Consider the following 19,898-nt stretch of genomic DNA (forward strand, 5'->3'; position numbering starts at 1 on the left):
TTGGCACTATGTGAACTCCTAAGCAACTCACTTCACCGCAGCAACGAAACACCATGACACACCAAACGAAACCCAAGCGCCGCAAGGCCCCGAAGCGCCGCACCGCGGAGTCCCTGGCCCGCTTTTGCAGCCGCACTCCTACCGCGCCCCTGGAGGCCCTGACCCTGGCAGACGTCGCAGACGTGATCGCCCTGCCCGTGCGAGGTGTCGAATGAGGACGCCGCGCAGGAGAAGAGCCTGGACCCTGGTTGTCTACGGCCACAGATAGAGCGTTTTGCCCATTTAGCAGTGCTCCAGTTCTAGCCGCTTCACAGAGGCGGCTACGGCGGGCGCACTGACCCGGACGACGACAACCAGACGAACAAGGACACACCATGACCCGCACCATTGAACATGCCGACATCATCGACATCCGCGAGATCACCGACCGCGTAGACGAACTGCGCGACGAACTGCAAACCGCGATGGATGAAAACGAGGAAGGGCACGACTTCGAGACGCTCGAAGAGTACCGCGCCGCCGTGCGCAAGGACGTCAGCGCGGCGCACTGCCACAAGCTGTACGAAGAGGAACGGGAGCTTACCGAGCTTGAGGACATCCTTGACGAGCTTCGGGGCTGTGGTGGGGATCACCAGTGGGAAGGCGATTGGTATCCGCTGATGCTGATCGCTGACGACCACTTCCAGGACTTCGCGCAGCAAGAGGCCGAGGATTGCGGGCTGATCGACAGCAGCGCGAAGTGGCCTCACACGTGCATTGATTGGGAACGCGCCGCGCGTGAGCTTCGCATGGATTACTCGGCGGTCTCTGTGACCATCGACGGCGACATCCGCGAATACTGGTACCGCTGAGGTAGCGCGAATCGCCCATTGCACAGTGCTCCAGTTACAGGCCCTGCGGGGCCTCTAGCGGGCGCATTGACCCGGAACAGTCCGCACCCTGAGTGCGCCAGTGCGAGCCCCTTGCGAGGGGGTTCCTGCGGGCGTATTTGAGCGGGCTACAGACAAGGACTCACCATGATATTCACCGCACTCCGACCGGACGGCACGCGCGAGCGTCGCCGCCACGTTCCTTACCGCCTGACGCAAAGCGGCGCAGATTGGCTCGCGCACCACGCAGAGACGGGGCGAAAGATTGGCCGCTTCAACGATAAGGGGAGCGCCCTGTCCTTCCTCAACGCGATGACCGAACCGGCGCCGCGCCAAGGGGGCAAGCAATGACCGAAGCGCAAATCCTCTATGAGCGCGGCCCCTATTGGGTCAAGCGCGGCGCGAAGTTCTTTGAGATTTACCGCGCGGGCGCCACGCACTCCACGCGCGTCGGGGTGGTCGGCTTTAGCTTCGGGCTCTCCCGGTGCATCGCTGAGATCGACCGTCGCATGGCAGACGACGAACGCCGCAAGGGGGATGCGCGATGACCCGCCAGCGCCGCACCCTGCCCCGGCGCGTCCCTGAGATCGTTTGGACGTGCTGCGCCTTCGTGGTCTTCACCCTGCCCGCGTTCGCGGACTTCCTGAACCGGGGGTGACGCCATGCCGAGCAAACCGAAGCCGGTACGCGTCGCCCTCAACGTGCAAGGCGAGGACAACGCACAGGCAATCTTTGACGTCCTGGCGACGCAGGACCGCAAGGTCGGCATGGGCCGCAAGCGGGCTACATGGTGGTTCGTGGCGTTCAATCTGCGGCCCGGTGAAACGCCGGGCGAGATGCTCGCGCACGTCCGCTCCCTGTTCCCTCGCGCCCGCATCGGGCTCCAGGACGTCTTTATCTCCCGCTGAGACTTCACCAGACGCCCCAGGATCGCATAACGCGGTCCGGGGCTCACTGCCCTACACACCATGACAATGAACGCACAGCAGCGCCTCTGGGGCCTAACCGTCAGCCCGCTGTTTTACAGGGACCTTCCGCACCTCTGCCAAGTGGGCGGGCATTGGGTCTGCATGGGCCGCCTGACCATCAACATGGGACGCACCGCGCGGCAAGCCTACGCCCGTTGGGTGGGGGAAGTTCGCAGCCGCGCGGCTGGACCGTACGGGGGCCTGGAGAATGTCCCGCCGGTCCTCTTGGCTACGCTGCCGCGCTACAGGCCCCGAGGCGCGATCCGGCGCGGCCCGTCGTCCCCACGTTTCGAGTAGTGCGCTTCCCTGGCCGCCCGGCGTCGTTCGAGTCACCTACTTGAGCGCCGCCTTCTGAGCCTTAGGGGTCGCCATTACAGCCCAGATAAAGCCGTACAGCGTATCACGCAGGGGTGGGGTATCGCCCCATTCTTGAGCGACGTAAAGTCCCCATTCCGAATGCGCCGCACCCGTTTGGGGCACGCCGGAAGAGGGGTCAAAACCGATACGAGATTCCCCGAGTCTTTGCCGAGTAAATCAGTACATGGCAAGGGCCGAGAGGAATCCTTAAGACTGTCTTATAGACGTCCTATAGAACCATAGGAGGTCTATAAGAGAGCCTTGCGCGAGTAGCTGTTGCAGATAATGCGATGGCAGCTATGAAGTGAGTGACTCTGTTGTATTCCGCCCGATAGAATCCGCTCCTGAAGTTTGTAGCTGTCCTCCTGAGTTACAATTTGAGTTCTTTGGAGATCACCATGACTGTCAAGCTGGATTCGAGTAACGCCGTGCTTCGCGGCCGATTCGGAGCGTGGATCAAGGAGCGCCGCGAGGCCCTGGGGTACACACAATTAGAAATGTCGTCCAAGGTCAATTACGCGTACGCCGCCATGGTGTCGCAGATTGAGCGAGGCGCCAGCGCACTGCCTCCGCACGACCTTCGCCTCTGGGCGGAAGTCCTGGAGGTGAAACCAGACGAGTTTGCAATGACGTACTTGTACTACTGCCAACCGTTCATTTATCAATGTTTGACGGGAAAAGACCCTTATGTTGCCGAACGCCTCCCCAAAGCCCCAAAAACAGTCATGTCAGCGCCCGGTCGCCCGAGCGTGCGCCGTGCACGGGATGCTCACTGACGTTAGCTGGTGCAAAGTGGGGCCGCTGTACGTGGAGCACGACGCGGCATTCTTCAACGTAGAGCTCGCGGACTCGGAGCTCCTGGTGTCGGCCATGCCGGACGGCTACATCACGGTCTCGGACGTCTTCGGCGCGAACGCGCTGCGGTGGAATGCTGACCGCACGGGCGTCCACATGGAGGTCTACGAGATGGTCAAGCAATTGTCGGGAGGGAGCCATGAGCATCTACAAACGGCCTGATGGGGCCGGCTACTGGTACGAGTTCGTCCTGAAGGGCAAGAGGTTCCGGGGGGCAACCGGGACTGACAACCCGTCGGAGGCTCGCCAGATCGAAGCGCAGAAGCGCCTGGAGGCCGCAGAGGCCATGCGCCGCGACGCGCTAGGGGTGAAGCGTTTGACCCTGTACGTTGTCGCCCAGATGTGGCTCACTGAGACCCAGAAGGTTCTGAGCGACACGCGCAACAACGCCAGCCGCGTCCGCAAGCTCTTCGGGACTGAACTGGTCTGGACGAAGATCAAGGGCCATCCCGACGGCGGCGAGTGGACCCCACGGGAGAACGCCCGGTACGGCCTGAGCAAGACCATGATGGTCGATGAACTCACCCAGGCCGACCTTCTGAGCCTTAAACGGGAGCGTTTGACTGAGGGCAACTCGCCTTCCACGATCAACCGGGAGATGGCGCTGGTCCAATCGCTCCTGGGATTCGCGGAGGCCATGGGGGTCTCCATGCCGGCGCGGGCGATCATCTGGGACGCCAAGCGGAACCGCGCGGCGAGCGCCAAGATGCCGAAGACGCCCCCGAAGACCCGCTGGCTCACCCTGGCCGAGGAAGAGAAGCTACTGGGCTACATGCGGGAGCGCGTGAGGCCCGAGGACGTCGCCTGGATCGACGCTCTAGAACTCAGCACCTTGCTGCTGGACACGGGTGCACGGTACTCGGAGATCGCGGGGATGCGGTGGGACCAGGTGAGCCTGGAGGGGGACGTGATGATCGACCTCCAGCGGAGCAAGACCCGGAACAGGTCGTGGCTGAAGGTCACGAAGCGGGCGGCGGCGATCCTGCGTCGGCGCAAGCCGGCCACGCCGGGCACCTACGTCTTCCCGGCCCAGGTCGCGGTAGCTCGGGGCACCATGGCCTACTCCAGGGAGGACGAGCCGCGCGGCCACGCCACGAAGAAGATTCAGCAGGCTATCGAGGACTGCGGGCTGAACGAGAACGCGGCCAAGGTGGGCCGGGTGACGCCTCATACGTTCCGGGACACCTACGCGAGCCGGTTGGCCCAGGCGGGCATCTCCCTGGCGGAGATCGCCAACATCCTGGGGCATAGCTCGACGCAGATGACTGAGAAGTACGCCCATCTGTGCCCTGACCGGGCGGGCGAGAAGGCGGCGGATGTACTGGACCGGCTGATGCACGCCGAGTAAATCCGTACAGGGTGACGACCCTATGCCGCCGACGTGAGGCGGGTGGAGGCCATGAGCCCCCTGGTCGTCCCAGGATTCCAATGGGATCGGAGTAAATCAGTACAGGGTGACGACCCTATGCGGACGGCGCGAACCGGGCAAAGCTCCCGGAGGGCGGACGACCCGATCCGATGTCATAGGTTTTGTTTGTCATGGTGATTGGTGGGACCGCCTGTATGGGGTCCCACGTTTTTAACCACGATGAAGGACCCCACGGTAAGTAACTCACTTCAATACTTACCCTGGAGCCCTTGAAGAATCTGGTGGGTCGTGCGTGACTCGAACACGCGACCAACGGATTAAAAGTCCGCTGCTCTACCGACTGAGCTAACGACCCGAAAAAACAGAACCGCGATTATAGTGATGCGTTTCGCGATGTGTCAAGGCATGGCGCGCCGGCGCGCTCACACCATGCGTTCCAGGCGCCACATCTGGTAGCGGAACGCCAGCACCGCGCCGGCCAGGATGCCGGCCAGCGCGATGAACGAGCCCAGTGCCAGCGTCGACACGCCGGACAGCCCCTGCCCCACCGTGCAGCCCAGCGCGGTGACCCCGCCGGCGCCCATCAGGATGCCGCCGACCATGTGGTTGGCGACGTCCTCGGCATTGCCGAAGCCTTCCCAGCGGAAGGTGCGCGTGGCCAGCGCATACGCGGCCGCGCCGGCGATCACGCCGAACACGCTGACGATGCCGATGGTCAGCACCTTGCTCTTGTCGCTGAACATCATCAGCCAGTCGAGCGTGTAGGCATACGGCGCGACGAAGCTCAGGCTTTCCATGCGGCCGCTGTTGGTCGAGACGAACAGCTCCTCCAGCGTATTGGGGTCTTCGGCCACATAGCCGAGGTGGCCGGACACGTACCACATCGCCACGATGATCAGGCCCACGCCGATGCCGCCCAGCAGGTTGTCGAAGGTGCGGAAACCGCGCCCCGCCAGCGCCCATGCCGCCAGCACGCCGCCCAATGCCAGGCCCAGGCCCAGCTGCAGCGCGCCGCGCGCCGCGCCGGTGCCCTGCGCCAGCACCGACGGCAGGTCCTGCGTGGTCGGCAGCGCCAGCGCCACCGCGTCGACGGTATTGACGCGCACCACGCCGAACAGGCCGCGCAGCGTCATGTACGCCGACAGCCCCAGGAACACGAACACCACCAGCGACTTCAGGTTGCCCGCGCCGATCCGCACCAGCGTCTTGCTGCCGCAGCCGGACGCCAGCACCATGCCGAAGCCGAACATCAGCCCGCCGGCCAGCGCCGACAGCCACGCCAGCTTGCTCGCGGCATAGATGGTCTTGGTCGGGTCGATGGCGCCGTTCCAGGCCAGCACGCCGGTGCCGATCATGGCCACGCCGATCGCCAGCACCCACATGCGCATGCGGCTCCAGTCGCCCATGTTGACGATGTCCGAGACCGCGCCCATGGTGCAGAAGTGCGTGCGCTGCAGCACCGCGCCGAACAAGAAGGTCAGGACGAAGGTGCTCAGCAGCACCGAGCGCGACAGCGCGGCAAGATCGATTTCAGGCATGGGGCGGGAACGGCTGGCTCAGGCTCAGGGGCGGGCTCAGGTGCGCGATCAGGCGGCGGCCTGATAGCGGGTCGGGTCGGGCACACCCGCGGCCTCGAAGCCGGCGCGGCGGATGCGGCAGGAATCGCACACGCCGCAGGCGCGGCCGTCGTCGTCGGCCTGGTAGCACGACACCGTCAGGCTGTAGTCGACGCCCAGCGCGATGCCGGCGCGGATGATCTCGCCCTTGGTCATGTCGATGATCGGTGCATGCACGCGGAAGCGGTCGCCCTCGACGCCGGCCTTGGTGGCCAGGTTGGCCAGGGTCTCGTAGGCCGCGACGTATTCGGGGCGGCAGTCCGGATAGCCGGAATAGTCGACCGCGTTGGCGCCGAAGAACAGGTCGCGCCCGCCCACCGCCTCGGCCCAGCCAAGCGCCAGCGACAGCATGATGGTGTTGCGCGCTGGCACGTAGGTGACGGGGATGCCGCCGCTGGCGCCGTCCGTGGGGACCTCAAGCGCGTCGTCGGTCAGCGCCGAGCCGCCGAAGCGGCGCAGGTCGAGGTCGACGATCTCGTGGCGCACGGCGCCCAGCGCCGCGGCCACGCGCCTGGCGGCTTCCAGTTCCGAGGAATGGCGCTGGCCGTAGCGCATCGACAGCGCATAGGTCTCGAAGCCCTGGGCGCGGGCCATGGCAAGTACGGTGGCAGAGTCGAGTCCGCCGGACAGCAGGACGATGGCGCGTTGGGTCATGGTGCGGGTCGCGCCGGGGGCGGCGCGCAAGAACATTCAGGCGAATCGCATATTCTAGCGCGACAAACGACAAAGGCCCGCCGAAGCGGGCCTTGCGGTGGCAGACAGTGGCGCCGGCGCTTACTTCAGCGTCTTGAGCCGGTTGCTCGCCGCCTGCGCGCCCTCGGTGCCGGGATACTTCGCCACCACCTGCTCCAGCGTCTTGCGCGCGGCCGCCTTCTGGCCGGACTCGAGCTGGTTGTTGGCAATGGCGATCATCGCGTCCGGCACCTTGGGGTGGGTCGGGTTGGCGTTGACCATGTTCTGCAGCACGAAGGTGGAGCCCTTGTAGTCGCGCTGCGCGTACAGCGAGTTGCCGAGCCAGTACTGTGCCAGCGGCAGGTATGGGCTCTGCGGGTACTTCTTCACGAACGCCGAGAACGAATTCCCCGCGCTCTTGAAATCGCCCGCCTGGAACTGCTTGAGCGCGGCATCGTATTCGGGCTTTTCGCCCGGCTGCGAGATGCCTTCGCGGCCTTCGACCGTGACCTGCTGCGGCTCGAATTTCTTCAGGCGCGCATCGAGGTCGGCGTAGTAGTCCTTCTGCTGCTTCTGCAGCGTTTCCACCGTGTTCTGCAGGACTTCGTTCTGGCCGCGCAGCCGCGCCACTTCCTGGCGCAGGCCTTCGAGCTGGTTCTGCATGTCGAGCAGGTTGCGGCTGTTCTGCTCGATGCGCTGCGTCGCGGTCGCCTGGAAACCGTTGAACTGGTCGCGCAGGCTGATGACGGCCTTGCGGGCCTCGTCATCGTCGAACACTCCGGCATGCGCCTGCGACAGCGGCAGCATGCCGCCGCCGGCCACGGCGGCGAGCCACAACAGGGTGGAAACGCGTGCTTTCATGGAAGGCGGTCCAGATCAGTAGTTGATGTCCGCGCGACGGTTCTCGGCCCACGAGGCTTCATCGTGGCCGGTCGCCTTGGGCTTTTCCTTGCCCAGGCTGACGGCTTCCATCTGCGCGTCGGGCACGCCCATCGAGGCCAGCGAGCGGCGCACGGCTTCGGCGCGCTTCTGGCCCAGCGCCAGGTTGTACTCGCTGGTGCCGCGTTCGTCGGTGTTGCCCTGGATCAGGATCTTGCGGCCCTTGTTGGCGCCCAGGTACTTGGCGTGCGCGCCCAGCATGCCCTGGTAGTCGGCCTTGACAGTGTAGCTGTCGAAGTCGAAGTAGACGCTGCGCTTGGCCAGCGGGCTGTTCGGGTCGTTGAGCGGATCGGCCGCGGTCACCGGGGTGACTGCGCGCGGATCGGCGGCGCCCGCGCCGGCCGTGCCGGCACCGGCGTTGGCGGTATCGTCGAGCTTGACGCCGGAGCTGCAGGCGCCCAGGGCCAGCAGTGCGGCAACGGCAAGGGTTTTGGTCATCAGTTGAGGCATGGTGAATGACTCCTGTTATTGCATGAAAGGACCCCAGGACGGCTCGCGAACATCGCCGGACTGGAGGGACAGAACCTGCCGGGTACGCCCGTCAGTGGACACCGCCGCCAGCACCGCGCGACCGCCCACGCGGGTGGCATAAAGGATGTACTTGCCGTTGGCGGCGAAGCTGGGCGCTTCGTCGTTGGCCGTATCGGTCAGCGACGTCACGTCGCCGTTGCTCAGGTCCTGCAACTGCAGCTTGAAGCCGCCCCCGCGCGAAATGTACGCCAGGTACTTGCCGTCAGGCGAAATGCGCGGGCTGACGTTGTAGCTGCCCTTGAAGGTGACGCGCTGCGCGCCGCCGCCCTCCTCGCCGGAGGCGGGCATGCGGTAGATCTGCGGCGCACCGCCGCGGTCGCTGGTGAAATAGATGCTCTTGCCGTCGGGCGAGTACTGCGGTTCGGTGTCGATGGCGCTGCTGCGCGACAGGCGGCGGATGCCCGAGCCGTCGGCGTTGACCTGGTAGACCTGGGTATTGCCGTCGCGCGACAGCGCCAGCGCCAGGTGGCGGCCGTCCGGCGACCACGACGGCGCGCTGTTGTTGCCCTTCTGGTTCGACACCAGCGTGCGCTTGCCGCTGGCCAGGTCGTGCACATAGACCACCGGCTTCTTGGCCTCGAACGACACGTAGGCCACGCGCGCGCCGTCCGGCGACCACGACGGCGAGATGATGGGCTCGTTGCTGGTCAGCGCCACCTGCGCGTTCTGCCCGTCCGAATCGGAGATCAGCAGCTGGTAGCGGCCGCCCACCTTCGACACGTAGGACAGGCGCGTGGCAAACACGCCGCGCTCGCCCAGCAGCTTTTCATAGATGTAGTCGGCGATCTTGTGCGCGGTCACGCGCAGCTGCGACTGGTTCACGGTGAAGGCCAGCCCGCCCAGGCTCTGGCCCTTGACGGTGTCGTACAGGCGGAAGCGCACCTCGTACTTGCCGCCCGCGGCCGGGGTCACGCTGCCGGCGACGAAGGCATCGGCGCCGCGCGCCTTCCAGCTGCCCAGGTCGACATTGGCGGACTCGGCCACGGTGGCGCCGCCCGGGTCGACGTTGCGGAAACGGCCGCTGCGGGCCAGGTCCGAACGGATGATCGCGGTCAGGTTCTGCGGAGCCTGGGCCTCGCCCTGGAAGTTGGCGGTGGCCACCGGGAACTGGCTGGCGCCTACCCCGGAAATCTCAACGTTGAGCTGCGCGTGCGCGGCGCCGGCGGCCATGGTCATGGCCGCGGCCAGCCACGCCATCAGCGCGCGCCGGCCGGCCAGCGGCATCGGCCGGCTCGCACCTCGGGATGCGGGGGAATCTGCGTTGTGCCGCCTCGCGGACAGCCAGTTGGGGGCCCAAAGCTTTCGCATGCTGCTCCTCAGTCGATTTCAAGTTTCGTCGGGCACCGTCGGGCACGACGGGCAATCGTCAACACGGGCAAATGCGGCATTGCAGCGCGTGGCGCATGCCCCGTCCGTGTGCATACCGCACCGTCGGCTGCGTCGGGCAACCTGTCATGCTAGCGCTGGGACCGGAACCCGACGATGAAGGTTGCATTATGTTGCAAATCATGCCGTACCGTTCACCCGGCCCCACTCAGTCCTTCGGCCGGAAGGTAATGGTGAAGCTGGCCGGCGCCTTGCCGTTCTCGTCGCGCGGCAGCGGATCGGAACGCTCGACCGCGCGCAGCACGGCATTGTCCCAGCCGGAGTTGCCGCTGGACTTGGACAGCCGCGCCGACAGCAGCGAACCGTCCGGCGCCAGCTGCACCGAGACCACCGCGGTCGGGTTGCCCGGCACGTCCTCGGTAAAGACGATGTTCGGCTTGACGCGGCGCCGCACGCGGTCGGCATAGCCGGGCGAAGCCTTGCCGCCACCGCCGGCACCCGCGCCAGCCGCATTGCCGACCCCGCCACCGCCGGCGCCGGAGCCGCCGGCCAGCGCCTGCAGGCGCGCCAGCTCGCTCTTGCGCTGGGCGTGGGCGGCGGCTTCGCGTTTGGCCTTGGCGTCGGCATCCGCCTTGGCCTTGGCCTCGGCCTGGGCTTTCGCCTTGGCGTCGGCCTGGGCCTTGGCCTTGGCATCGGCCTGCGCCTTGGCCTTGGCATCGGCGGCTTCCTTGCGCTCGCGCTCGGCCTGCTCCTTGCGTTCCTGCTCCTGCTGCGCGGCCTTCTTCTTCGCGTCTTCCTTGCGCTGTGCTTCCTTGCGCTCGGTCTCGCGGCGCTCGGCTTCCTTGCGGTCGGCCTCCTTGCGCAGCGCTTCCTTGCGAGCCTCTTCCTTGCGTTCGGCTTCCTTGCGTTCGGCTTCCTTGCGCTCGGCCTCCTTGCGGGCCGCTTCCTTGCGCTCGGCTTCTTCGCGCGCGGCCGCCTCGGCGCGGCGCTTCTTCTGCTCCAGCGCGATGTCGGCGTCGTCCTCGACCTTGCTCTTCACCTGGGGCGGCGGCGCCGGACGCGGCTGCACCACCGGCTCGGGCTCTGGCTGCGGCTGCGGCCGCGGCGGCGGGGGTGCGGTGGCGGCGGGGATTTCCTCCCACAGTTCGGCCTCGGCCCCGACCGGGGTGCTGCTCTGCCAGCTCACGCCGTAGTACAGCACCACGGCCAGCAGCAGATGCATCAGCAGCGCGAGCAGGAAGGAACGCAGGGTTCCCCGCTCCTTGACCGGCTGGTAGGGATAGGCGGCGGCGGTCGTCATCAAGCGCAACGGCAATCGGATAGGAGCTTCAATACGTCAGGAGGTCTTGGACTTGACCATCAGGCCCACGCGCTTGACGCCGTCGGCCTTCAGGATCGACATCACGTCCAGCACCGCCTCGTACTTGACCGCGCGGTCGGCGGCGATCACCACCGGCTGGTCCGGGTTCTCGTTCTGGCGCTGGTGGACGAAGTCGAGCAGGCCCTGCTTGTCGAGCTTGCGTTCGAAGGCATTGCCGCCGCTGTCCTTGCCGCGCGCGGTGAGCTGGCCGTCTTCATGCACGGTGACGACGATCGGCGGCGCCTTCTGCTGCGGCGTGGCATTGGCCACGGTGGGCAGGTCGACGGTGGCGGGGCTGACGATCGGCGCGGCCACCATGAAGATGACCAGCAGCACGAGCATGACGTCGATATACGGCACGACATTGATCTCGGCGCTGGCCCGGCGGCGCGAGCCGCCGCGGCGCTGAATGGCTGCCATTGCAGGACTCCTGGAGACGCCGGCCCGGGCTCGCGCCCGGACCGTTGTTAGGGAATTCGGTTAGCGGGTCTGCCGCTGCAGGATGTTCAGGAACTCTTCCATGAAGCTCTCGAACCGGATCGCCAGGCGATCGATTTCGGTGGCATAGCGGTTGTAGGCGATCACCGCCGGGATTGCCGCGAACAGGCCGATCGCGGTCGCCACCAGCGCTTCGGCAATGCCGGGCGCCACCGAAGCAAGCGTCGCCTGCTGCACGTTCGACAACCCGCGGAACGCGTTCATGATCCCCCACACCGTGCCGAACAGCCCGATATACGGGCTCACCGAACCGACCGAGGCCAGGAACGGCAAATGCGATTCGAGCACGTCCATCTCGCGCTGGTAGGCCGCGCGCATGGCGCGGCGGGCGGCGTCGAGCAGCGCGCCGGCCTCGTTGCCGCGCTCGCGCGCCTTCAGGAACTCGCCCATGCCGGATTCGAAGATCCGCTCCAGCGCGCCGGTGTTGTGGCGGTTGTTGACGGCGCTGTTATAGAGCGCCTGCAGGTCGCCGCCGGCCCAGAAGTCGCGCTCGAAGCCTTCGGTCTGGGTACGCGCCGAACGCACCGCCAGGTGCTTGCGGAAGATATAGGTCCACGAAAACAGCGACATGACGAGCAACAGCGCCATGACGGCCTGTGCCAGCACGCTGGCGTGGAGCACCAGCGTTACGATCGACATGTCTTGCGTGATGGTCACGGGATTCATCGTGCTGACTTGATGGTGGCTAGAACGGGGTCGGGGATCGGAGCGGGACGGAAAGTGCTTTTGTCGACGCAGCCAACGCGGATCGCGCCGGTCGCCAGCATCAGCTCGCCACGCCAGGCTTCCTGGGTGAACTGCACCGAAGCCGGGCCGACCCGGTCGATGCGCGTGCGGATCTCAAGCTGGTCGTCCAGCCGGGCGGGCGCATTGTAGTCCACCGCCGTGCTGCGGACGATGAAGACCACGCCGGCCCGGTCGGCGAGCGCCTGCTGTTCGATGCCGAGCGAGCGCAGCCACTCGGTGCGGGCGCGCTCGAAGAACTTGAGGTAGTTGGCGTAGAACACTACGCCGCCTGCATCGGTGTCTTCCCAGTACACCCGCAGGGTCCAGACAAAGTTTGGCATGGCCGCGATTGTAACGGAGAGCGATACCCGTTTCGTGTAAACCCGCAGGACGACTTTGCAACAGCAAGTTGCTGGCCAGGCCAGCGCCAGCCCTTGCCAGCGCTTGGCTGGCGGGTCCACGGCTTGCGGCGGGCGGCCGCCTCGCGCTACACTGCGCGCAACCATTCCACCTTGCGCGACTGGCGAAGTCAGTGGGCACTACCACGAGGAAGCGCAAGTTCTCTGGCGTGAAGTTTCCAACGCCATGGCGTTGACGCGAGTCATGCCTGCCGCTCGCCTGGGCAGCGAATGGGAAGCAGGGTGCGCCCTGCGCCGACGGCCCAGCCGCCGGTGCCGGTCGCCGCTAGCCTTCCCCGCGCGCCCTACCCCCGATGCCTGCATCGGATTCCCTTTTTTCAGACGAGTTTCGCCATGTTCGAACGCAGCCGTTTCACGATCGACCAGATCGACCCCGAGGTCTTTGCCGCCATCCAGCAGGAAAACCAGCGCCAGGAAGACCACATCGAGCTGATCGCCTCCGAGAACTACACCTCGCCCGCGGTGATGGCCGCGCAGGGTTCGCAGCTGACCAACAAGTACGCCGAGGGCTATCCCGGCAAGCGCTACTACGGCGGTTGCGAGTACGTCGACATCGTCGAGCAGCTGGCCATTGACCGCGTCAAGCAGCTGTTCGGCGCCGAGGCCGCCAACGTGCAGCCCAATTCGGGCTCGCAGGCCAACCAGGGCGTGTATTTCGCCGTGCTCAAGCCGGGCGACACCATCATGGGCATGAGCCTGGCCGAGGGCGGCCACCTGACCCACGGCATGGCGCTGAACATGAGCGGCAAGTGGTTCAACGTGGTCAGCTACGGCCTCAACGCCCAGGAAGACATCGACTACGACGCGCTCGAAAAGCTGGCGCAAGAGAAGAAGCCCAAGCTGATCATCGCCGGCGCCTCGGCCTTCGCGCTGCGCATCGACTTCGAGCGCATCGGCAAGGTGGCCAAGTCGATCGGCGCCTATTTCATGGTCGACATGGCCCACTACGCCGGCCTGATCGCCGCGGGCGTCTACCCGAACCCGGTGCCGCACGCTGACTTCGTCACCACCACCACCCACAAGAGCCTGCGCGGCCCGCGCGGCGGCGTGATCCTGATGAAGGCCGAGCACGAGAAGGCGATCAACTCGTCGATCTTCCCCGGCATCCAGGGCGGCCCGCTGATGCACGTGATCGCCGGCAAGGCGGTGGCGTTCAAGGAAGCGCTGACGCCCGAGTTCAAGGAATACCAGCAGCAGGTGGTGAAGAACGCCGCGGTGCTGGCCGAGACCCTGATCGCGCGCGGCCTGCGCATCGTCTCGGGCCGCACCGAGAGCCACGTGATGCTGGTCGACCTGCGCGCCAAGAACATCACCGGCAAGGAAGCCGAGCGCATCCTGGGCGAGGCCCACCTGACCGTGAACAAGAATGCGATTCCGAATGACCCGGAAAAGCCGTTCGTCACCTCGGGCATCCGCGTCGGCTCGCCGGCCATGACCACGCGCGGCTTCAAGGAAGAAGAAGCCCGCATCGTCGGCAACCTGATCGCCGACGTGCTCGACAACCCGCACGACGCCGCCAACATCGCCGCGGTGCGCGAGCAGGTGTCGGCGCTGACCAAGCGTTTCCCGGTCTACGGCTGACGCTGACAGGCCGCCCGTGCGCACGCGCATGGGCGGCCGGCAGCTCCGCGGTCCGCGCCACCTCCGGCGCGGGCCGCGGGTCTCGCCAACCCGCCCCGCCGCCGCAGAACGACAACACGGACAAGGCGATGGGGTTCAACTGAAGGTGGTCCGGCATGAAATGCCCCTTTTGCGGTCATTCCAATACCCAGGTTCTCGACACCCGCATGTCGGAAGACGGCGATGCCGTGCGCCGGCGCCGCCGCTGCGAAGCCTGCGACCGCCGCTTCACCACCTATGAGCGGATCGAGCTGTTCTTCCCCGCCATCGTCAAGAAAAACGGCTCGCGCGTGGACTACGCCCGCGCCAAGCTGAAGGATTCGATGCGCCTGGCGTTGCGCAAGCGCCCGGTCTCGGCCGAAGCCATCGACGAAGCCATCACCCGGATCGAAGAAAAGCTGCTGGCGCTGGGCGAGAAGGAAATCCCCAGCAGCCAGGTCGGCGAACTGGTGATGCGCGAGCTGCGCAAGCTCGACAAGATCGCCTATATCCGCTTTGCCTCGGTCTACCGCAGCTTTGAAGACGTGTCCGAATTCTCGGACGTGCTGGCCGAAGTCACCGCCGGCAGCGGCAAGCGCTGACGCCCGGATTTCCCGCTACCAGCACTGCGCCGACGCCACGCCGGCGCGCATCCCGGTGTTCCCCTGCAGCCCCAGGTGGTTGAGGGTGTAGCTGCCGCAGTCGTCCCCCGCCTGCGCGCCGACCGGCGCCGCGGTCGCGGTATAGCTGGTGGCCGGGTTGCCCGCCACCACCGTGAGCTGGTAGTACACCTGTCCGCCTGACTGGACTGGCACGGGGAACACGTCGCCGGCATATCCGAGCGCGCCCGGCGTGCCGCCATAGACGTTCCGCGTGCTGAACAACCGCTCCTGGCGCGCAGCCAGATCCAGCAAGGCGGTCTTGGCGTCGGTGCGGCGCGATTTGCGCACGTGCTCGGTGTACGACGGATAAGCAATCGCGGCCAGGATCGCGACGATCGCCACCGTGATCATCAGCTCGATCAGCGTGAAGCCGGCGGCGGCACGCCGCGCTCTGGAAATGGCAGGCAGGTTCATGGTGGTCAGCGCAGGCGGATCCAGTTGAGGCGGGCGCCGGCACCGTTGGCGCCGGGGTTGATCTGGGTGATGGCGCCGCTGCCGCCGACGGTCTGCTGCACCAGGTAGGGCCGCTTCTTCGCCGTCACCACCGACGGCGTGCCGGTGCCGCTCAGGCCGATGCCGCTGACGATGCCGTTGTTCAGCAGCGGGAAGGTGCTGCTGTTGGTGCTGCTGAAGAACGACTGCGCGGCCGCGCCGCCCGAGCCCATCGACACGCCCATGGTGAAGCCCGACGGCACCTCGGCATTGCACGACAGCGCCTGCGACAACGCCGAGCTGGGCGGGATGGTGGTGTTGACGATAAACATGCCGTAGGCGATCACCGGGTTGTAGATCACCTGCTCGCGCGTGGCCGACGGCAGCGGCAGTTGCCAGCCGTATTTGTTGTTGCCGCTGGCGCAGGCGCTCGAGCCTTGCCAGCACACCTTGTTGGCGCTGACCGTGCGCACCGTCACCGTGCTGCCGGCCGCGCGCCCTTCGGCGGTAATCGATTGCTGCGTCAGGTTGGCGGCGGACAGCGGCCGGGTGGCGCTGGCCAGCGACGCATAGCGGGCCTGCGCGCCGGCCACCGCGTTCCATCCCGCCATGTCCCAGTCCCACACGCCATACAGCCCCTGCCCGCCCGGCTCGAACACCGCTTCGCTGCCCTGGGTCTGCTCCAGCCGGCGGCCGGTGCCGAACGCCACCACCACGCGCGGCATCGCCGCGGCGCCGGTGCCGGTACCGGGCACCGAGCCCACCGCCACTTTGGTGGTGATCGGCTTGCCGCCGGTCTGCATCAGCGGGCTGGTGCCGGCGCGCCATTGGTCCGGATTGTCCGAGGTCAGGTCGAAGCGCCACAGGTTGCCGAACACGTCGCCGGCGTAGACATAGTCGGTGATGTGGTCGCCGTCGAGGTCGGCCGGCGTGACATAGGCAATGCCGTTGCGGCTGCCGGCGCCGGCCGGGTCCTGCTGCGGGCCGTAGCCGGTGCCGAGATAGCGGAAGCTGCGCGAGCCGTCGGCCGGGTCGACCAGCATGATGAACAGGCCGGCCGAGCCGCTCTTGCTGTTGAGCCCGTTGCCGAACAGCACCGCCCACTGGCCGTTGTGCAGGCGCCGGATCACCGGCGTGCCATAGGTGTTGCCGAGGTGGTCGCCGCACGCGGTGTCGCCGGTGCATTGCAGCGTGTTGTTCCACTCGCCGATCACCGTGGCGCTGGCCGCCGCGGGGGTATCGCCGAAGCGCTCCGGATCGGTCACGTCGAGCGCGTACAGCGCGCCGCCGGTCGCGATCGCGGTCTTGCTGGCGAGCGGCCCGCCGCGGTTCGCGCCCGGCCCCAGGCCGCCGACCAGCCAGGTATGCCAGGCCCCGGCGTAGTACAGGTCGCCGGTGCCGGGCGTGGCATCGACAAACAGGTTGTGCACGTATTGCGGCGAACTGTAGGCGAGCGCCGCACTGGTCGAATGGATGGTGTCGAGCACCGCGCCGGGCATGTAGGCCAGCACCTCGCGGCCGTCGTTGGGCTTGCCGGCGTCGTTGCCGACGAAGGCGCCCGCCGCGTTGTAGTAGCCGGAGCGGAAGCCGTGCAGCAGCCCGTCGTTGGCGCCGACATAGACCACGTTGAGCCGCTGCGCCTTGGCTTGCCGGAAGGCGTCGTAGCTGCCGGCGGGCTCCGCCGGGCTGGCGCGCTTGTACAGGGCATCGGTCCACGGCCCGCTGTACGGCGACGACGGCGCGCCGACCCAGGTCGGGCTCGAATCGATGATGTCGCCCAGCACGCCGGTGCGCTTGCGAAACAGCCCGGCGCCGGCCGCGGTCAGTTCCTTGCTGCGGTCGCCGCGCAGGTAGTCGAGGCGGTCGCCGCTTTGCGTGGCATCGCCCGCGCTCAGCTTCGCCTTGAGCGCGGCGGGCAGGTTGGTGTCCCAGCGCAGCGGGATGCCGGTGCTGCCGCTCCAGGTCAGGATCCTGCGGCTGTCGGGCGCCTGCGCCACCACCGAGGTGCCGGTCGCCGCGCAATTGCCGCCGGTCAGCGTGCAATGGGCGTTCCAGTTGGCCACGGTGGCAATCGACACCGAGTCGGTGGCGGGATCGTAGAGCAGGTTCTGCGCGCTCAGCTCGCCCCACCAGTTGGTCGGATGGTAGTAGGCCAGGTACACCTGCGAGCCCGCCTCGACCCGCGCCGACTGCTGCACGTTGGTGCCGGCCGAACTGCTGGACTGGCCCACCGGCTCGGCCTTGAAGCAGGTGATCTCGTGCACGTTGCTGCCGCCGCCGGTGCCCGCGGCGAAACCGAAGCGCAGCGACGCCGGTACCGGCCCGTTGGCCTGCGTGATGTCCTGGTCGGTGATCACCGGCGTGGCCGCGCCGCCGTTGTAGCTGTAGGACATGCTCAGCAGCCCGTTCTGCGTCAGCTTGAGCGAATAGACGATGGGGATGCCCTTGGCGCGCGTCGGCCGCGACACCGCCTGCTGGTTGGCGATCTTGTCGGGCAGGTCGCTGATGCCGAGCATGCGGTAGTTGTAGGCAAGGCGCCGCCCCTTGACGTCGCCGCCGTCCCTGCCGTTGCTCCAGTCCTGTACATAGCCGCGCGCACAGGTGTTCTGCACCGCCTGCGCGCGTTTGCTGGCGCTCAGGTTGTCGGGGTAGTAGCCCGGATAGGCGGCGCGCAGGCCGGCCCAGTTGGTGTCGCCCGAGCCGCGCACGCTGATGCGGTTGGCCTGGAACGCCGGGCCTGAGTCGGTGTTGTCGGCCTTGTTCGAGAAGTTGCCGAACTCGTCGATGCCGATGCCGATATAGCCCCCGGCCACGCCGTCGTACGCGGCGTTGACGTTGGAGCAGCTGTAGCCCAGGCTGCCGCCCAGCCCGCCCACGGTCGGGCTCCTGCTGCCGTCGGCGAGATAGAAGCTGATGCCGTCGGCGCCGGTGCCGCGCAGGTTGTCGCCGCCGTAGGTGACGGTGGAGAACGTGACCTGCAGCCCCTCCTGCATGCCGAAGGTGAAGCGGGACACCACCGCGCCGGTCTGGTTGTCGCCGTTGGCGCCCTCGGCCGTGTCGCCGTTGGTCAGCCGCAGCGCGCCGTAGCCCGGTGCGTCCGGCACGCTGCCGCTGGCGCCGCCGACCAGCTTCGAGTTGCGGTCCCGGTAGTAGGTGAAGCTCGACGTGGCGCAGCCCGGGATCGAGCCGGTGCCGTTGCCGGCGGTCAGGCACGCGCCATTCAGCGCCACCCAGTCGTAAGAGGACGAGGCCCCGTTCAGGTTGTCCTGGATCACCAGCGCATGCGCCGGGCCCGCCAGGACCGCGTTGACAACGGCGCTGACGGCGGCGGCAATGCCAGCGAGGCGTGGAGGTTGGCTCATCACTCTTTCCCGAGATCCTTGGTGCCGGCGCCAAGCTGGTAGGTGCTCTGCACCACCGCGGCGGTGCCGTCGCTGCCGCCATAGCCGGCGCCGGTGACGCGGAACAGCATCGACAGGCCATCCGGCGACAGGCCCAGATAGTGGATGTAGAGGCTGGGGGCGCGCGCGTAGTTGATGTCGGTGCCGTTCAGGCCGCCGGGGCTGCCGGCGCTCGCAAGGCGCATCGACGGCGGCAGGTAATCCGCCCGCGCCGGCGTCCACGGCAGGGTGGCCGGGTCTGCCAGCGCGTTGGCGCAGACCTGCAGGTTGGCCGGATCGTTGGCGTCGATCACGCTGTTGCAGGCGGCGCCGGCGGAGCCGTTGCCCCGCCCCAGCCACCATTCGCCGTACTGCAGCGCGCCCTGCGCGGCCTCGAACGCGCGCTGCTTCTCGCGGGTGTTGCCGGCGATCTTCTCCTGCAGGCCGAAGCCGCGGAACATCGTCACCGACAGCAGCGACAGGATCAGCAGGAACAGCAGGCCGATGATCAGCACATAGCCGCGCGGCGCGGCGCCGGCGCGGGCACCGATGCGGAAACGGTCTGGCTGGGCGCGTGTCATGGGCGGTTCATCAGGCTGATGGTCTGGGTCCAGCCGAGCGTGGCCGGCTGGCCGGGCTGGCCGGCAAAGGGATTGGCAAAGGTCAGCGTCACGCGCGCGCTGCGCACCTGGCCCCACAGTGCGCCGGCGGTGACCGCGCTGGCGCTGAGGTAGGTGTCGACGTTGCCGCCGTTGCCGGTGTCGGTGCCGTAGCGCACACGCAGCGCGGTAATGCCGCCGGCCAGCGGCACCGGCGCGCCGCCGTTGACCGCGCAGGTCAGCTCGTTGGCGGCATTGACCGCAAAGGTGTTGAGGTAGGCGGCATTGGCGCCCGAGGTATTGGCCGCGCCCTGGCAGTTCATGATGCCGTCGCCGCTGGCGGTGACAAAGCGCGCCGTCAGCGTATCGCTGGCCCCGTCGGCGCCGGACTGGCCGACGATGGCCTGCCCCGCGGCGAAATCGCCGAAGGCGCTGCCCGCCAGCGCCGGCAGCGCATCCGCGGCGACCTGGTTCAGCGGATCGGGGAAGTACCCGGCCGACTGCACCGTGTTGGCCAGCATCGTCATCACCAAGCGCTCGCTGTCCTGCAGCGCCGCCAGCCGCTCCTGGTCGCGCACGGTGCCGCGCAGGTTGAGGAACACCGTCATCAGCGCCGCCAGCATGAACAGCGCGATCACCATCGCCACCAGCACCTCGACCAGCGAGACACCGGCCTGCGTTGCGCGATAGCGGCGGCGTGGCATGCCGCACGGGTTCCGAA

At 67.2% G+C, this 19,898-nt stretch carries 22 protein-coding genes, 1 tRNA gene and 1 riboswitch; of the genes, 9 read left to right on the forward strand and 14 right to left on the reverse strand.

Annotated features, from left to right (window positions below; translation table 11 throughout):
• The first annotated feature begins 374 nt into the window (after positions 1-374).
• From A2G96_RS17925 to A2G96_RS17950, 7 genes are all read left to right on the forward strand, one after another.
• Positions 375-851: an antirestriction protein ArdA gene (locus tag A2G96_RS17925; protein WP_062801434.1), complete on the forward strand. Its 477-nt coding sequence runs from the start codon at positions 375-377 to the stop codon at positions 849-851.
• Between the two features lie 165 nt (positions 852-1,016).
• The gene (locus A2G96_RS33405) at positions 1,017-1,220 is read left to right on the forward strand and encodes a hypothetical protein (RefSeq protein WP_150124172.1); all 204 of its coding nucleotides are present in this window, start codon (positions 1,017-1,019) and stop codon (positions 1,218-1,220) included.
• On the forward strand, positions 1,217-1,417 hold the full coding sequence (locus A2G96_RS17930) for a hypothetical protein (RefSeq protein ID WP_062801435.1): 201 nt from the start codon (positions 1,217-1,219) through the stop codon (positions 1,415-1,417). The genes A2G96_RS33405 and A2G96_RS17930 overlap by 4 nt, the downstream gene beginning before the upstream one ends.
• A 114-nt stretch (positions 1,418-1,531) precedes the next feature.
• On the forward strand, positions 1,532-1,777 hold the full coding sequence (locus A2G96_RS17935; RefSeq protein WP_062801436.1) for a hypothetical protein: 246 nt from the start codon (positions 1,532-1,534) through the stop codon (positions 1,775-1,777).
• A gap of 815 nt (positions 1,778-2,592) precedes the next feature.
• Complete coding sequence (locus tag A2G96_RS17940) at positions 2,593-2,970, forward strand: helix-turn-helix domain-containing protein (protein WP_062801437.1); 378 nt, start codon at positions 2,593-2,595, stop codon at positions 2,968-2,970.
• On the forward strand, positions 2,960-3,211 hold the full coding sequence (locus A2G96_RS33915) for a hypothetical protein (RefSeq protein ID WP_062801438.1): 252 nt from the start codon (positions 2,960-2,962) through the stop codon (positions 3,209-3,211). The genes A2G96_RS17940 and A2G96_RS33915 overlap by 11 nt, the downstream gene beginning before the upstream one ends.
• Positions 3,189-4,397, forward strand: a complete 1,209-nt coding sequence (locus tag A2G96_RS17950; protein ID WP_062801439.1) for a tyrosine-type recombinase/integrase — start codon at positions 3,189-3,191, stop codon at positions 4,395-4,397. Before A2G96_RS33915 ends, A2G96_RS17950 begins: the two co-directional genes overlap by 23 nt.
• Positions 4,398-4,697: 300 nt before the next feature.
• On the opposite strand, the gene A2G96_RS17955 is transcribed toward A2G96_RS17950, so the two are convergent.
• The 10 genes from A2G96_RS17955 to ybgC form a co-directional block, all read right to left on the reverse strand.
• Positions 4,698-4,773, reverse strand: a tRNA-Lys gene (locus A2G96_RS17955).
• Positions 4,774-4,840: 67 nt separating this feature from the next.
• Positions 4,841-5,956, reverse strand: a complete 1,116-nt coding sequence (locus A2G96_RS17960; protein WP_062801440.1) for a YeeE/YedE family protein — start codon at positions 5,954-5,956, stop codon at positions 4,841-4,843.
• A gap of 48 nt (positions 5,957-6,004) precedes the next feature.
• Positions 6,005-6,688: a 7-cyano-7-deazaguanine synthase QueC gene (queC, locus tag A2G96_RS17965; RefSeq protein ID WP_062802236.1), complete on the reverse strand. Its 684-nt coding sequence runs from the start codon at positions 6,686-6,688 to the stop codon at positions 6,005-6,007.
• A gap of 120 nt (positions 6,689-6,808) precedes the next feature.
• Complete coding sequence (ybgF, locus tag A2G96_RS17970) at positions 6,809-7,567, reverse strand: tol-pal system protein YbgF (protein ID WP_062801441.1); 759 nt, start codon at positions 7,565-7,567, stop codon at positions 6,809-6,811.
• A 15-nt stretch (positions 7,568-7,582) separates the two neighbouring features.
• The gene (gene pal / locus A2G96_RS17975) at positions 7,583-8,095 is read right to left on the reverse strand and encodes a peptidoglycan-associated lipoprotein Pal (RefSeq protein ID WP_062801442.1); all 513 of its coding nucleotides are present in this window, start codon (positions 8,093-8,095) and stop codon (positions 7,583-7,585) included.
• A 15-nt stretch (positions 8,096-8,110) separates the two neighbouring features.
• Entirely contained in the window at positions 8,111-9,484 is a 1,374-nt protein-coding gene (gene tolB / locus A2G96_RS17980) for a Tol-Pal system beta propeller repeat protein TolB (protein WP_062801443.1), read from the reverse strand.
• Between the two features lie 226 nt (positions 9,485-9,710).
• Positions 9,711-10,802, reverse strand: a complete 1,092-nt coding sequence (gene tolA / locus A2G96_RS17985) for a cell envelope integrity protein TolA (RefSeq protein WP_062801444.1) — start codon at positions 10,800-10,802, stop codon at positions 9,711-9,713.
• 36 nt (positions 10,803-10,838) lie between these two features.
• Positions 10,839-11,282 carry a protein TolR gene (gene tolR / locus A2G96_RS17990; protein ID WP_062801445.1) on the reverse strand — a complete coding sequence of 148 codons (444 nt, stop codon included), beginning with the start codon at positions 11,280-11,282 and terminating at the stop codon, positions 10,839-10,841.
• A 60-nt stretch (positions 11,283-11,342) separates the two neighbouring features.
• On the reverse strand, positions 11,343-12,026 hold the full coding sequence (gene tolQ, locus A2G96_RS17995; protein ID WP_062801446.1) for a protein TolQ: 684 nt from the start codon (positions 12,024-12,026) through the stop codon (positions 11,343-11,345).
• Positions 12,023-12,427, reverse strand: coding sequence for a tol-pal system-associated acyl-CoA thioesterase (gene ybgC / locus A2G96_RS18000; protein ID WP_062801447.1), 405 nt, complete (start codon positions 12,425-12,427; stop codon positions 12,023-12,025). The genes tolQ and ybgC overlap by 4 nt, the downstream gene beginning before the upstream one ends.
• A gap of 165 nt (positions 12,428-12,592) precedes the next feature.
• Positions 12,593-12,717: riboswitch (ZMP/ZTP riboswitch) on the forward strand.
• 121 nt (positions 12,718-12,838) lie between these two features.
• On the opposite strand from ybgC, the gene glyA reads away from it, so the two are divergent.
• Together glyA and nrdR are read left to right on the forward strand one after the other, a co-directional pair.
• Positions 12,839-14,086, forward strand: coding sequence for a serine hydroxymethyltransferase (glyA, locus tag A2G96_RS18005; RefSeq protein WP_062801448.1), 1,248 nt, complete (start codon positions 12,839-12,841; stop codon positions 14,084-14,086).
• Positions 14,087-14,241: 155 nt separating this feature from the next.
• Positions 14,242-14,706, forward strand: coding sequence for a transcriptional regulator NrdR (nrdR, locus tag A2G96_RS18010; protein WP_012353559.1), 465 nt, complete (start codon positions 14,242-14,244; stop codon positions 14,704-14,706).
• A 15-nt stretch (positions 14,707-14,721) separates the two neighbouring features.
• Here the strand turns inward: nrdR and A2G96_RS18015 are convergent, their stop codons facing one another.
• From A2G96_RS18015 to A2G96_RS18030, 4 genes are read right to left on the reverse strand one after another with little or no spacing between them, the layout of a single operon-like run.
• Entirely contained in the window at positions 14,722-15,180 is a 459-nt protein-coding gene (locus A2G96_RS18015) for a type IV pilin protein (protein ID WP_062801449.1), read from the reverse strand.
• 5 nt (positions 15,181-15,185) lie between these two features.
• Entirely contained in the window at positions 15,186-18,560 is a 3,375-nt protein-coding gene (locus A2G96_RS18020) for a pilus assembly protein (RefSeq protein WP_062801450.1), read from the reverse strand.
• On the reverse strand, positions 18,560-19,159 hold the full coding sequence (locus A2G96_RS18025; protein ID WP_062801451.1) for a pilus assembly PilX family protein: 600 nt from the start codon (positions 19,157-19,159) through the stop codon (positions 18,560-18,562). Before A2G96_RS18025 ends, A2G96_RS18020 begins: the two co-directional genes overlap by 1 nt.
• On the reverse strand, positions 19,156-19,881 hold the full coding sequence (locus A2G96_RS18030) for a PilW family protein (RefSeq protein ID WP_231909595.1): 726 nt from the start codon (positions 19,879-19,881) through the stop codon (positions 19,156-19,158). Before A2G96_RS18030 ends, A2G96_RS18025 begins: the two co-directional genes overlap by 4 nt.
• Positions 19,882-19,898 lie beyond the last annotated feature (17 nt).

This window comes from Cupriavidus nantongensis (genome assembly GCF_001598055.1).
Lineage (GTDB): Bacteria > Pseudomonadota > Gammaproteobacteria > Burkholderiales > Burkholderiaceae > Cupriavidus > Cupriavidus nantongensis.